Source organism: Janthinobacterium sp. B9-8 (assembly GCF_000969645.2).
GTDB lineage: Bacteria > Pseudomonadota > Gammaproteobacteria > Burkholderiales > Chitinibacteraceae > Iodobacter.
Window position 1 is genome coordinate 1,795,217 of record NZ_CP014222.1, and the last position, 12,719, is coordinate 1,807,935.

Consider the following 12,719-nt stretch of genomic DNA (forward strand, 5'->3'; position numbering starts at 1 on the left):
TGTTGCATTTAGGACTACCTCTTCTGAGATAGGCCCAAATACCTGTCGGCAAAAAGCGCTACATCCCTATACTAGGGTCTGTTGGCGTTTCATTCACCATTGCGCTGAGCCGGAAAACTTGCCAAGCAAAAAAACCACCGATGTCTACGCTGCTTTTTCCAACTTGACTGACTACTGCCCCATGCTTTCTGTATCCAGACTTTCAGCAGAGCGCGCTGATCGCACCCTTTTTACCGACCTATCCTTTGCCCTTCATGCGGGGCAATGCCTGCACCTGCGTGGCGCAAATGGCGCGGGCAAGACCACCTTGCTTAAAATGCTGGCGGGACTAAGCCTGGCGCAGGCTGGTGAGATTACTTGGCAGGGCAAGGCATTGGCGGCTTGGGGCGATGATTACTATGCCGCGCTGCATTATCTGGGCCATAAAGAGGGCTTAAAAGATTTGCTTAGCCCGCGGGCTAATTTACGCCTTACGGCGGACATATCGGGGCAGATTTTAAGCGAAGCCGCCGCGCTCAAAACACTCGCTCAAGTCGGGCTGATCCGCCAATGCGATCTAGCCGTTCGCTCACTATCGCAAGGCCAGAAGAAACGTGCTGCCTTGGCAAGATTACTCGCCATTAGCCGCCCTCTTTGGTTACTCGATGAGCCCTTTGTAGGCCTCGATCAAGCCGCACAGAATCAGCTGGGTGAGTGGATTGACCAGCACAATCGTGACGGCGGCATCGTTATTCTTACCTCGCATCAAGCCCTACCCCAAGCCATTCAAAACATCAGCGAGCTAGATTTAAGCCAAGGCAGCGCAGCATGAGCAGCCCACGCTTTTTTGCCGCCATCGTTCGCCGTGATTTACTACTGGCCTGGCAGCAACGTGGCGATTTGCTGGTGGGCGTAGTGTTCTTTGTTTTAGTCGCTTGCCTGTTTCCACTCGCCATCGGCCCCGAGCCTAAGCTGCTGGCCCGCATCGGCCCCGGCGTGCTGTGGGTAGCGGTAATCCTCGCCAATCTGCTCGCCCTGCCACGGCTTTTTAATAACGATTGGCAAGATGGCAGCCTGGAACAACTATTACTCTCCCCTGCCCCCGCCAGTGTGATGGTGGCAGGCAAGCTGACCGCTCATTGGCTAACGACCGGCATCCCGCTCACCTTAGTTGCGCCACTTTTAGGCATTCAATACGGGCTAGAAAGCGACACCCTGCTCATGCTGATGGGCAGCTTACTTCTCGGCACGCCTACACTGAGCGCATTAGGCAGCATAGGTGCGGCGCTCACCCTAGGTGTGCGTCAGGGAGAAATGTTATTGGCTCTTTTAGTATTACCGCTCTACGCACCCGTTTTAATTTTTGGCAGCGGCGCAGTGGCCGCGGTGGCTGGCGGCTTATCCGGCATGGCCGAATTATCATTACTTGCCGCCATCCTCTGCGGAACGCTGTTTTTAGCGCCCTGGCTGGCTGCGATGGCGGTGAGATTAGCGATTGAATGATTTTATTCCGAAAAAAATAGAGTAAAAAACCGATGTTTTGTAGGGCGAGTGCAACCCGCCAATATTAAATATATAAACCGGCGGGTTGCACCCGCCCTACACATGGCTGTCACACAAGAAATATTCAGGGAAACAATGAAACCAAGCCATAACGGCCCGCGCTGGCTGAATCTATTTTCCTTTGCCTCCCCCATGCAGTTTTACCCGCTGGCAGGAAGGCTGATCCCGCTATTTATGGTTGCAGCCCTTCTATTCTGTGCTGTGGGGCTGTGGCTGGGTTTTGCCATTGCACCTAGCGACGCTCAGCAGGGTGAAGGCTATCGGATTATTTTTTTGCATGTGCCCACCAGCTGGATGGCGATGTTTATTTATATCGTCATGGCATTCTGGTCGGTGATGCATCTGGTTCTGCGCACCCGCTTATCAGCGATGATGGCGCAAGCCTTGGCCCCTACAGGAGCCTTAATGGCGTTTTTATCGCTCTTAACAGGCGCACTGTGGGGCAAGCCGATGTGGGGCACTTGGTGGGTGTGGGACGCACGGCTTACCTCGATGCTGCTGCTGTTTTTTCTGTATTTAGGTTTTATCGCCCTCACCCGCAGCATTGATGAGCCCGACCGGAGCGATAAGGCCGGATCAGTACTGGCCATCGTCGGGGTGTTTAATGTGCCGGTGATTTATTTCTCAGTGAAATGGTGGAACACCCTGCACCAAGGCGCGTCGATCTCGATGGAGAACGGCAGCAGCATGGCCAGCACGATGTTGATTGCCATGCTGCTGATGTCGCTGGCGGCGTGGATGTACAGCATCGCCACTTGCCTATCCCGCGTTCGCACACTGATTTTGCAAAGAGAAAGCCGCACTCGCTGGGTTAAAGAGCGCATCGCACAGGAAGAAAAATAATGTTCTCAACCCTCTACTGGGCCAACTTCAGCGATTTTATCCATATGGGCGGGTACGGCCTTTACGTGTGGGGCTCTTTCATCGCCTGTGTTTTTGGGCTAGGTATGGAATGGCTATTGATCAGGCAGCAACGTAAACAAGTGATTCAGCACTTACGGCGAATGGCTTTGGCTGAAGAAATTGAGGATGAGGTATATGAGCATTCATCGCATTTTTAGCAAAGATGCTGGCAGACCCAAACAACATCTAAATGATCTTTTTAGTGCCTTCGGCACATTGATTTTGGTGCGGGCGTCCCGCTGGACCTTCCTTTCTTGCGTGGCCAAGAAACGAAGCCAAAGAAGGCCACCCCAGCCAGCACGAAGGCCCCTCACTGCGGATAATCGGCTCGGCGAAAAAGGCTGCTCGCTCGCTGCCTCGCTACCCCTTTTCCGAAACCCCGATCCGCTTATTCCTCGCTTCGGCGTGCTTCAAGGGGATTTTCAAGCCCCATGCAGAGAGCGTAGTCCTTATGTTCTCTCATTATTTGCTACAGCAAACGAAAACTCGAAAACAACGATAGCGTACACAGGGCAACACCTGTAAAGAATCATCAAGGAGAAAGCCATGACACCCAGACGTAAACGTATATTTTGGATTGTGGGTGCTTTAATCACGCTGGCTTTAGTCACTTTTTTTGTTGTGAATGCTTTTCGGCAAAACCTGGTGTTTTTTTACTCACCAACACAAATCATCAATGGCGAAGCGCCGCATGGCAGGGCTTTCAGGCTGGGCGGGATGGTGGTGGATAAAAGCCTGATCCGCGCAAGCGATGGCATCAGCATTCGCTTTATTGTGACCGACACCGATAAAAATATCCCGGTGCAATTTCGCGGATTGCTGCCGGATTTATTTAAAGAAGGCAAAGGCGTAGTGGCCGAAGGGAGCTGGGAAAACGGCATCTTCACCGCCACCGAAGTGCTCGCCAAACACGACGAAAACTACATGCCCCCCGAAGCACAGGATGCGGTAAACAAAGCGCATCAGAAAGCGGTGGATAAAAAGATATAAAAGGTCTGTAGACACAGAGCCAAGGGAAGAGCACAGAGCACATGGAGAAAACCAAAACATAGAGGGTGTGCACAATTCATGCCCACGTGCCCGCCCTCTGCTCTCTTTTTCGATGCGTTTAAGCCATACAACGCCCATATTAACGGAGCTAAATCTTGAACCACAGAGAGCACAGAGGACACAGAGTTCCGCAGAGAAAACCTGATGCTTTTTGGTTTTCTCTGTGGCGCTCTGTGCTCTCGTTTTACTCTGTGGTTCAAGATTTAACACCGCATCAAACCAAGCTGAAGCCTTTTAACCACAGGAAAAACAATGATTGGTGAACTCGGTACTTTTACGCTGATTCTGGCGCTACTGGTGGCGCTGGTGCAGGGCACACTGGGGATTTGGGGCGGGGTAAAGCAGTGGCTGCCCGCCATGCGCATCGCTAGGCCAGCGGCGCTGTTGCAATTAGCACTCACCGCCACAGCCTTTGCGCTGCTGGCCACAGCTTTTTTGCAAGACGATTTTTCGATCCGCTATGTGGCAAGGCAATCTAATAGCCTGCTGCCAGTCTGGTTTAAATTTGCCGCTGTTTGGGGCGGGCACGAAGGCTCGCTGCTGCTGTGGGTATTGATGCTATCTGGCTGGGGCGCGGCGGTGGCGGTGTTTGCACGCAACTTGCCCCTTGCTGTGCAGTCTTTAGTGAGCGGCGTGTTGGCTTGGGTAGGCAGTGGCTTATATCTGTTTATTTTACTGACCTCCAGCCCATTCATCCGCCAGCTTCCCGCCCCCAGCAATGGCGCAGATTTAAACCCGCTACTGCAAGACTTGGGGCTCATCTTTCATCCGCCACTACTTTATATGGGTTACGTGGGCTTTTCGGTCGCCTTCGCCTTTGCCGTGGCCGCGCTAATTTCTGGTCGGCTGGATGCCAGCTGGGCGCGCTGGAGCCGCCCTTGGACTGCCGCCGCGTGGGTATCGCTCACACTGGGCATTATGCTGGGCAGCGCATGGGCTTATTACGAATTGGGTTGGGGTGGCTGGTGGTTTTGGGATCCGGTAGAAAACGCCTCCTTTATGCCTTGGCTGGCCGGAACGGCGCTGATTCACTCGCTGGCGGTGGCCGAAAAACGTAATGCATTTAAACACTGGACGGTACTGCTGGCGATAGGCACCTTTTCGCTCTCGCTATTAGGTACGTTTTTAGTGCGATCTGGCGTGCTGACTTCGGTACACGCCTTTGCCACCGATCCGGCTCGCGGCTTATTTATTTTAATTTTTCTCTGCGTGGTGATCGGTGCATCGCTGGCGCTTTATGCCTGGCGCGCACCATTACTGGAAGGCGGCGGCGCGTTTAACTGGTGCTCGCGCGAAGCGCTGCTGCTCGCCAATAATGTAATTTTAGTCGTTGCCTGTGCCACGGTCTTTCTTGGCACGCTCTACCCGCTACTGATCGACGCACTCGGCCAAGGCAAGCTCTCTGTCGGCCCGCCCTATTTCAACAGCGTGTTTATCCCACTGATGATGCCCGCCATGCTGCTGATGGGTTTAAGCGGCAGCGTGCGCTGGAAAAACCAAGATGGCCACGGCCTATGGCTGGCTTATTACGGCCCTATGATTCTGGCGATTGTGGGCGGAATCTTGCTACCTCTCTGTTGGGGACAATGGAAATGGGGAGTAGCCGTCGCACTCGCCGTGGCACTTTGGGTGGCGATTACCTCAGTGCGAGACTGGAGCCGCCGCTTAATCGGCAACCGCCGCAATGGCAACACATGGTGGCAAGCGCTATGCAATGTGCCCGCAGCTTTTTCAGGCATGCATATCGCCCACTTTGGCATTGCCGTGTTTGTAGCGGGGGTCACCGTGGTATCGAGCTACGAGCACGAAGACGATTTACGCATGGCATTTGGCGACACGCACAATATTGCGGGCTACACCCTCAGCTTTGACTCTGTGAAATCAACTCGCGCCAGCAATTACGCTGCGCTCACAGGGCAACTTACGCTCAGCCAAAACGGCAAGGCCATCAGCGTAATGCAGCCCGAAAAGCGCCAGTATTTCTCCAGCCAAATGCCAATGACCGAAGCGGCGATTCACCATACGGCGATCAAAGATATCTATGTATCCCTCGGCGAGCCGCTAGGCGACAACCCATTCACCGGCGACTGGCTGGTGCGTATCCATTACAAACCACTGGTGGGCTGGATCTGGTACGGCTGCTTATTAATGGCCCTAGGCGGAGCCATCGCCCTATCCGACCGCCGCTACCGCCAGCAGCGCTTAGCCAAAAAGTGCACAGGTGAGTAAACCCTGAAATCTGTAAACACAACAATTGCAAGCATTCAGTCATGCACGCGAAGCTAAATCTTGAACCACAGAGACCACAGAGAGCACAGAGAGCACAGAGTTCCACAGAGGAAATAACAGGTTTGATGTTTTTCTCTGTGGCCTCTGTGTCCTCATTTTTCTCTGTGGTTCAAGGTTTAGCTCTCTATCAAAGCAAGCTATTTTTCGCAGCTTAGGAAGTTTTAATGAAACGCTTTGCTCCTTTAATTATTTTTGCGGCACTTGCGCTGTTGCTGGCGGCGGGGTTAACGCTTAATCCGCGTGAAATTCCTTCCGTGCTAATCGGCAAGGCTGCGCCGCAATTTAAGCTGGATCGCTTAGATGCCACAGGGCAGTTTTCGCCTGCCAGCCTCAGGGGCCAAGCATGGCTGCTCAATGTGTGGGCCTCATGGTGCAGCGCCTGCATACAGGAGCATCCGGTGCTCAACAGCATTGCCTCAGAGCACAAAGTCACCATCGTTGGCTTGGCTTATAAAGATTTAGATAAAGACGCCAAACAATGGCTACAAAGCCGTGGCAATCCTTACAACGTAGTCGTGGCGGATAGGGATGGCAGAGTGGGTATTGATTACGGCGTATACGGCGTACCAGAGACTTTTGTGATCGATAAAAACGGCAATATTGCTTACAAACACATCGGTGCCGTCACCCCCGACATCTTTAAAAACACCCTGCTGCCTGAGCTGCAAAAGGCACGGCTATGAGAAATATCTTTTCAAAAGTTGAGGTTAAAAAGATCTGTAGACACAAAGATCTGGAAGAACACAGAGCACACAGAGAAAATCAAGTTACCTCAAAGAAAGGGAAGTCTTTCTCTGTGTTCTCCGTGTTCTCTTTTAGCTCTGTGTCTACAGACCTTAGGGTCTTAGTAAAACGTACCGTACTCCTACTCCTCATCCTGCCTGCGCTCAGCTTTGGCAAGGTAGCTGCGCCTACCGCCAGCGATGTAGCCGCGAATGCGCGTTTGGTCGAGCTATCAGCCGAGCTGCGCTGCCTAGTTTGCCAGAATGAAAGCCTAGCCAGTTCGCGTGCGCCGCTGGCCGAAGATTTACGCCGCGAAGTACGGGAACGCATTGCCGCTGGCGACAGCAATCCGCAAATCATCAGCCACCTCACCGATCGCTACGGTGACTTTGTCACTTACCGCCCGCCATTCAAAGCCAGAACGTTGCTTTTATGGCTCTTGCCACCCCTGCTGCTTTTAATTGGTTTGTTTCTGTTGCTGCGGCAAATCCGCCGCCGCAAACCTACCCCCAGCGAAGCTGATCCGGCCCAACTAGCGGCTTTGCGAGCAGAGTTTGATGGCACCAACAATGGCAAGGACACGCAATGAACACATCGCACTTTGGCTTATTTACCCTGATCTGCGCGCTGATGGTGGTCATTACACTGGCCACGCTGATTTGGCCTTTGCTACGGGGCCGCTCGCAAGCCGGTGATATTCGCCGCGCGCGCTATGCCCTGCACGACACGATTTTGGCCGAACTGGATGAAGATTTACGCTATGGCCGTTTAAGCGAAACCGATCACGTTATCGCCCGACAAGAAGCAGAAAGCCGCCTGATTAATGAAGTTGGCAACGCCAGCCCAACGCTGAACGAGAGGTCTGCACGTGGCTTGGTCATCACGATATTGCTATTACTGCCTCTGGCCGCAGGCGGGCTGTATTTCAAGCTGGGCACCCCCACCGCACTCGACCCAAGCACGCGTCAGCGCCCCAATATCGGCCCAAATGAAATCGCCGCCATGGTCAAAAAGCTCGAAGCACGGATGGTTTTAGAGCCGAACGATCAACAAGGCTGGCTAATGCTGGCACGCAGCTATCGATCGCAAGCTCGCTATGCGGAAGCGATCAGTGCTTACGAGAAAGCATGGCCTGCCATTGAAAAAGACGCAGGAGAAATCGCCCGTTTTGCAGGCGTACTCGCCATTGAGCAAAAGAGCTTCAAAGGTAAGCCAACTGATCTATTAGTAAAAGCATTGTCAGTCAACGCCAGCGAACCCGATGCCCTCATGCTAGCCGGCAGCGCCGCCGTCGAGCGCGGCGACAAAGCCGCAGCTAAAGAGTGGTGGAATAAACTACTGATTTTGCTGGAAGTTGGCTCTGAGGATGAGCAATGGCTGAAAGAAGAAATCCGCTTATTGGATAAGCCTAAGGATGCGGTGAAGTAGCTCTGTGCCGCAAAAAAACCAAACCTTGAACCACAGAGAACACGGAGAACACGGAGAACACGGAGAAAAAAAAATTGAACTGCGAGTATGGCGGCAGTGGTGCCGCTTTAGCCTGAAATAAAAGCCTCAGCGAAATAGAGCAAGAATCCGGTATAGCACCTTCACCGGGTACTCCAGAGCGGTGGAGTGCTGGCCTTACCCTACCAGCTAAGCGGCGGCTTGCGGCGAGTGTGAAATACTCTGAGTACATGCAATTCATTACCCACTACGCGATAGGGCACCAGCAAGGGGTATCGGTCGATGATCAGCTCGCGCGTACCGGGTACGCGCCCCGGCCTGCCTGATGCTGGAAAATTGGCCAAGCCTTCAACTTTGGCTTTCACATAGGCAAACATCTCGGCTGCGACTTGCGGGCTTTCCTGTGCGATATATTCCGCCTCGGCATCCAGATTAGCGATTGCCTTGCGCAGCCACCTAAGCCGCAGGGTGTTGGTTTTGCTCAAAGTGCCTGCCACTTTGCGCTTAGCTCAGCCACTTCCTCGTCACTGGCAAAATCCCCCGCATCGGCCTCTTGCAGCGCAGCTTTAATTTCCTTGACCTGCCAAGTTTCCTGCTCAACAAAGGCTCGGATAGCCTGCCCAGCCAGATAAGATTTGCTACGCCCGGTCGCCACAGCCAGCGCTTCCAGCTGCTGGCTTAACTCATCTGGCAAACGCATCGACATCATGCTCATGATCAAGCTCCCACGCATTGCAATGTTTTCATTGTAATACATCAGCCAGCCATCGCCAATAAATAGCCCCTGCTCTCCAGAAATACCCGTGCATAACAGATGCCATCCCTTGCAAACTACCCCTCACCCGCCCCCCAAGTGATATTTCTTCACTTTGTCATACAGCGTTTTACGCGGCAGGCCGAGGGATAGGCTGGCGGCGGTGATTTGGCCTCCGGCACGCAGCAGTGCATCTTCAATCAGGTTTTTTTCGAAGCGCTCCACCAGCGAGGGTAAATCAAGTGCGGCTTCGCTGGCGGGTAGATCGTCCAGCAGCGCAAGTACAAAGCGATCGGCCACATTTCGCAGCTCACGCACATTGCCGGGCCAGCTTTGCAACATCAGCTCCCGCATCCGGGCGGGGGCCACGATAGGTGCGGGGCGATGGTAGCGCAGTGCGGCTTGCAGTACAAAATGCTCGAATAATAGCGGGATATCTTCGCGTCGCTCCCGCAGGGGCAATAAATTTAGCGTGGCTACATTCAAGCGGTAGTAAAGATCCAGCCGAAACTGCTGCTGATCGCTCAGCAGTTTTAAATCACTTTTGCTGGCAGCAATCACCCGGCAATTGACCGGGATGCTGACATTACCCCCAAGCCGCTCCAGTTGCCGCTCTTGCAAGACTCGTAGCAATTTAACCTGCAGCGTCAGCGGCATACTTTCCAGCTCGTCCAGAAACAGCGTGCCGCCATTGGCGTATTCAATTTTGCCGATTCGCAGCTTGCTTGCGCCGGTGAATGCGCCTGCTTCATGGCCGAAAATTTCGCTTTCAAACAATTGCTCGGGCAACGCTCCGCAGTTGAGCGCCACAAAGGGATGCGTTGCGCGATGACTGTGCTCGTGCAGGCAACGCGCCACCAACTCTTTACCCGTGCCGGTTTCGCCCATAATCAGTACATCGGCGTCGGTGTCGGCGATATTCATAATGCGGTGGCGCAATTGCTCTATGCCTGCACCACGCCCCAACAAGCGCCCCTCTATGCCGGATCTGCGCTCTAGTTCACGGCGCAGTTGGCGGTTTTCCAGCACCAATTTGCGTTTTTCCTCTGCGCGCCGCACCACTTCGATCAGCTGCTCGGATGAAAAAGGCTTTTCGATAAAATCATAAGCGCCATCCCGCATCGCCTGCACAGCCATTGCCACATCGCCGTGGCCGGTAATCAGCACCACGGGCAGCTCGGCGTCCCGCTGCACACTTTTCGCAAGCAACTGCAAACCGTCCAGCCCCGGCAAGCACACATCGCACACCACTACACCCGCAAAATCAGTTTGCAAGAGTGGTAGGGCCGATTCGGCGTCGGCAAAGGTCTCCACCTCAAAGCCTGCCAGCTCTAGCGTTTGGCTGCCTGCGTGGCGGATCATCGCTTCATCGTCGATCAATAAGACCTTCATTGCTGCTCCTGTGCTGCGAGTAACTCCAACTCAAAACAAGCCCCGCCTTCTGGGCGGTTGCTGGCCTGCAAATTGCCACCAAAATCACGCACAATCGATAGCGAAATCGCCAGCCCCAAACCCAGGCCTTCGGCATCGCCCTTGGTGGTAAAAAAGGGATCAAACACATTAGACAACTGCTCTGCTGCAATGCCGAGGCCATTATCGAGTACGCTTATTTTTACTTTGCCTTGCATCTGCTGCACTGCCAGCGTGATCTGGGCATCCGCTTGGTTTTTTACCGCATCCAAGGCATTTCTGAGCAAATTAATCAGCACTTGCTCCAGACGCACCGCATTGCACAGCACCCACACTGGCTCGGGCTGCTCGATATTTAACGCCACTCTTTGCTGGCGCAAGCGTTGCTCCAGTAACAGCAGGGCATTGGCAATGGATTGCGTCAACAGTACCGGCTCGGCGCGATTATCGCTTTTTCGGGCAAAAGAGCGCAGCTGCCCGGTGATCTTGCCCATGCGCTCGGTTAGCTGGCTGATATACACCAGATTGCCCGCTACCTCAGTGGTATTGCCACGCTCCAGCAGCAGCTTGGCATTGTCGGCCAAGGCACGCATGGCGGTGAGTGGCTGATTGAGTTCATGCGTTACCCCGGCAGCCATCTGGCCCAACACGGCCATTTTGCCTGCTTGCACCAGCTCATTTTGCGCCGCACGCAGATCAAGCTCGGTGCGAATACGCTCGGCAATTTCGCGTTGCAACTGGGTATTGGCCCCCAGCAAATCATCGGTACGCGCAGCTACTTTTTGCTCTAGCTGATCATGCGCCTGTTTAAGTGCCTGGCTGGCGCGCTGATTATCGCGGATACGCCGCCGCCTTTGCCGCCAGAATAAATACCATGCCAGCAAAGCCAATAGACCAAGACTGGTACCGAGCAAGACGCGGCTCACGCCCTGCCGGATCGAGGTGAGATCCGTAAAAAGCACAATTTGCCAGCCCAGATCAGGCACTTGTGCGGTTTGCACCAGCAAATCGGCTTGATCGCTGCCTGTTTTAAAGCGCGCCAATTGGGTATTGCCATCCAAGCGCTGCTGTTTTAGCAAACCCAACTCCGGAAAAATATTGCGACCATATTGGCGGCTCTCCTTAATATATCGCAGCGTATAGCTGGGCAATGGGGCCAGCGTATGCCACTTCCACGCCGGATCGGTGGCTAAAAACGCAATGCCGTCTTTATCACTCACCAGCATGCGCTCGCCAGTTACGCGCCAATTGCTCTCCAGTGCATCGAGGCTCACTTTGGCCACCACCACGCCCAGCACCCGCTCGCCATCTCTGATTGGGTAAGATAAAAAATAACCGGGTTGTTGCGTGGTAAAGCCCACGCCATAAAAGCGCCCTGCGTAGCCTAAGCGGGCTTGCTGATAATAAGGCCGAAACGCATAGTTACTGCCAATATAGCTCTGTGGGGTATCCCAATTACTGGATGCCAGCGCTAGGCCTTCGGCATTTAATACATAAATCGCCGATGCCTGCGCCGCATCGTTCACCGCTTTTAAATAGCGATTCACCCGCTCCAATTGCACCGCATCCTGCGGAGCACGCAGCAAATCGGCCAGATCACGCTGGCTAGATAAAACAAAGGGCAGCCATGTATAACGCTCTACGGCATTACGCAAGCTGCCGGTGTAAACATCGAGACGATGCTGACCGGCAGTGCGCAATTGCACCAGCGCGCTGCGCTCACTCCACTGGGCGGCCAGCCACAACAGGCTGCCCGCCAAGCAAAGTGTCGCCAATATCCAGAAGTATCGCGCTGGTTTAAGCATATTTAATCAGAGCTCAAGCCGCATAGCTCGGCCTGCTGATGGCGCTGCTGCTCTTCCATCACCAAGGCACCAAGCTCACGTTTAAGCGCGTTGAATTCAGCCGAGCTAGGATCGCGCGGCCTTGGAATATCCACCAGCACATCGCGCTTTACCGTGCCTGGGCGGTAAGTAAGCACAATGATGCGATCGGCCAGATAAATCGATTCCTCGATGCTGTGGGTGACAAACAGAATGGTTTTTTTATGCTCCTGCCAGATTTTAAGCAGCTCATCTTGCAAGCTGCGGCGGGTGAGCGCATCCAGCGCGCCAAAAGGCTCGTCCATCAGCATAATCGGCGAGTTAAGCGCCAAAATACGTGCAATGGCCACGCGCTGGCGCATACCGCCAGACAAATCCTTAGGAAAACGCTTGCGAAACTCCACCAGCTTGAGCGTTTCTAACAGCTCGGCCACTTTGCTATCGATCTGTTCCTGTGGCATTTTCTGGATAGTCAGGCCAAAGGCAATATTCTGCTCAACCGTCATCCATGGGAACAGCGCGTATTCCTGAAACACCATGCCGCGATCTGGCCCGGTGTCTTTAATCAGCGCGCCATCCACGGTGATGCTGCCGCTCGTTGGATGGGAAAACCCAGCTACCGCGTTCAGCAAGGTAGATTTGCCACAGCCCGATGGCCCCAGCAGGCAAACAAACTGCCCATTGGGAATCTCCAGATTAATATCACGCAAGGCCACCACATCGTCCCCTGGCGTTTTAAAAATCTTATTGACCTGCTCTATTTTGATTTGTGCCGTCAT

General features: G+C 53.8%; 14 protein-coding genes. 9 read left to right on the forward strand and 5 right to left on the reverse strand.

Going from position 1 to position 12,719, the window contains the following annotated elements:
• Positions 1-118: 118 nt before the first annotated feature.
• The 9 genes from ccmA to ccmI all read left to right on the forward strand — a co-directional run bounded on the left by ccmA (position 119) and on the right by ccmI (position 7,935).
• The gene (gene ccmA / locus VN23_RS08030) at positions 119-811 is read left to right on the forward strand and encodes a cytochrome c biogenesis heme-transporting ATPase CcmA (protein WP_052746710.1); all 693 of its coding nucleotides are present in this window, start codon (positions 119-121) and stop codon (positions 809-811) included.
• Positions 808-1,482 carry a heme exporter protein CcmB gene (gene ccmB / locus VN23_RS08035; protein WP_046352883.1) on the forward strand — a complete coding sequence of 225 codons (675 nt, stop codon included), beginning with the start codon at positions 808-810 and terminating at the stop codon, positions 1,480-1,482. The genes ccmA and ccmB overlap by 4 nt, the downstream gene beginning before the upstream one ends.
• A 135-nt stretch (positions 1,483-1,617) precedes the next feature.
• A complete protein-coding gene (ccmC, locus tag VN23_RS08040) occupies positions 1,618-2,385 on the forward strand; it encodes a heme ABC transporter permease CcmC (RefSeq protein ID WP_046352882.1) in 768 nt (255 codons plus the stop codon).
• Positions 2,385-2,603 carry a heme exporter protein CcmD gene (gene ccmD / locus VN23_RS08045; RefSeq protein ID WP_046352881.1) on the forward strand — a complete coding sequence of 73 codons (219 nt, stop codon included), beginning with the start codon at positions 2,385-2,387 and terminating at the stop codon, positions 2,601-2,603. Before ccmC ends, ccmD begins: the two co-directional genes overlap by 1 nt.
• 388 nt (positions 2,604-2,991) lie before the next feature.
• Positions 2,992-3,435: a cytochrome c maturation protein CcmE gene (gene ccmE / locus VN23_RS08050; RefSeq protein ID WP_046352880.1), complete on the forward strand. Its 444-nt coding sequence runs from the start codon at positions 2,992-2,994 to the stop codon at positions 3,433-3,435.
• A 312-nt stretch (positions 3,436-3,747) separates the two neighbouring features.
• Complete coding sequence (locus VN23_RS08055) at positions 3,748-5,724, forward strand: heme lyase CcmF/NrfE family subunit (protein WP_046352879.1); 1,977 nt, start codon at positions 3,748-3,750, stop codon at positions 5,722-5,724.
• Between the two features lie 224 nt (positions 5,725-5,948).
• Positions 5,949-6,467: a DsbE family thiol:disulfide interchange protein gene (locus VN23_RS08060; protein WP_046352878.1), complete on the forward strand. Its 519-nt coding sequence runs from the start codon at positions 5,949-5,951 to the stop codon at positions 6,465-6,467.
• Between the two features lie 113 nt (positions 6,468-6,580).
• The gene (locus VN23_RS08065) at positions 6,581-7,096 is read left to right on the forward strand and encodes a cytochrome c-type biogenesis protein (protein ID WP_197433056.1); all 516 of its coding nucleotides are present in this window, start codon (positions 6,581-6,583) and stop codon (positions 7,094-7,096) included.
• Positions 7,093-7,935 carry a c-type cytochrome biogenesis protein CcmI gene (gene ccmI / locus VN23_RS08070; protein ID WP_046352877.1) on the forward strand — a complete coding sequence of 281 codons (843 nt, stop codon included), beginning with the start codon at positions 7,093-7,095 and terminating at the stop codon, positions 7,933-7,935. Before VN23_RS08065 ends, ccmI begins: the two co-directional genes overlap by 4 nt.
• A 200-nt stretch (positions 7,936-8,135) precedes the next feature.
• Here the strand turns inward: ccmI and VN23_RS08075 are convergent, their stop codons facing one another.
• The 5 genes from VN23_RS08075 to VN23_RS08095 form a co-directional block, all read right to left on the reverse strand.
• Complete coding sequence (locus tag VN23_RS08075; RefSeq protein ID WP_197433057.1) at positions 8,136-8,438, reverse strand: type II toxin-antitoxin system RelE/ParE family toxin; 303 nt, start codon at positions 8,436-8,438, stop codon at positions 8,136-8,138.
• Positions 8,435-8,668 carry a CopG family ribbon-helix-helix protein gene (locus tag VN23_RS08080; RefSeq protein WP_046353087.1) on the reverse strand — a complete coding sequence of 78 codons (234 nt, stop codon included), beginning with the start codon at positions 8,666-8,668 and terminating at the stop codon, positions 8,435-8,437. The genes VN23_RS08075 and VN23_RS08080 overlap by 4 nt, the downstream gene beginning before the upstream one ends.
• A 123-nt stretch (positions 8,669-8,791) precedes the next feature.
• Positions 8,792-10,099 carry a sigma-54-dependent transcriptional regulator gene (locus VN23_RS08085; protein WP_046352876.1) on the reverse strand — a complete coding sequence of 436 codons (1,308 nt, stop codon included), beginning with the start codon at positions 10,097-10,099 and terminating at the stop codon, positions 8,792-8,794.
• Positions 10,096-11,922: an ATP-binding protein gene (locus VN23_RS08090; RefSeq protein WP_046352875.1), complete on the reverse strand. Its 1,827-nt coding sequence runs from the start codon at positions 11,920-11,922 to the stop codon at positions 10,096-10,098. The genes VN23_RS08085 and VN23_RS08090 overlap by 4 nt, the downstream gene beginning before the upstream one ends.
• A 2-nt stretch (positions 11,923-11,924) precedes the next feature.
• A complete protein-coding gene (locus tag VN23_RS08095) occupies positions 11,925-12,719 on the reverse strand; it encodes an ABC transporter ATP-binding protein (RefSeq protein ID WP_046352874.1) in 795 nt (264 codons plus the stop codon).

Coding starts and splice junctions, on each gene's coding strand:
- ccmB (WP_046352883.1), top strand. CDS start 808: ATGAGCAGCCCACGCTTTTTTGCCGCCATCGTTCGCCGTGATTTACTA.
- ccmC (WP_046352882.1), top strand. CDS start 1,618: ATGAAACCAAGCCATAACGGCCCGCGCTGGCTGAATCTATTTTCCTTT.
- ccmD (WP_046352881.1), top strand. CDS start 2,385: ATGTTCTCAACCCTCTACTGGGCCAACTTCAGCGATTTTATCCATATG.
- ccmE (WP_046352880.1), top strand. CDS start 2,992: ATGACACCCAGACGTAAACGTATATTTTGGATTGTGGGTGCTTTAATC.
- VN23_RS08055 (WP_046352879.1), top strand. CDS start 3,748: ATGATTGGTGAACTCGGTACTTTTACGCTGATTCTGGCGCTACTGGTG.
- VN23_RS08060 (WP_046352878.1), top strand. CDS start 5,949: ATGAAACGCTTTGCTCCTTTAATTATTTTTGCGGCACTTGCGCTGTTG.
- ccmI (WP_046352877.1), top strand. CDS start 7,093: ATGAACACATCGCACTTTGGCTTATTTACCCTGATCTGCGCGCTGATG.
- VN23_RS08080 (WP_046353087.1), bottom strand. CDS start 8,668: ATGAGCATGATGTCGATGCGTTTGCCAGATGAGTTAAGCCAGCAGCTG.
- VN23_RS08085 (WP_046352876.1), bottom strand. CDS start 10,099: ATGAAGGTCTTATTGATCGACGATGAAGCGATGATCCGCCACGCAGGC.
- VN23_RS08090 (WP_046352875.1), bottom strand. CDS start 11,922: ATGCTTAAACCAGCGCGATACTTCTGGATATTGGCGACACTTTGCTTG.
- VN23_RS08095 (WP_046352874.1), bottom strand. CDS start 12,719: ATGACGGCACAAATCAAAATAGAGCAGGTCAATAAGATTTTTAAAACG.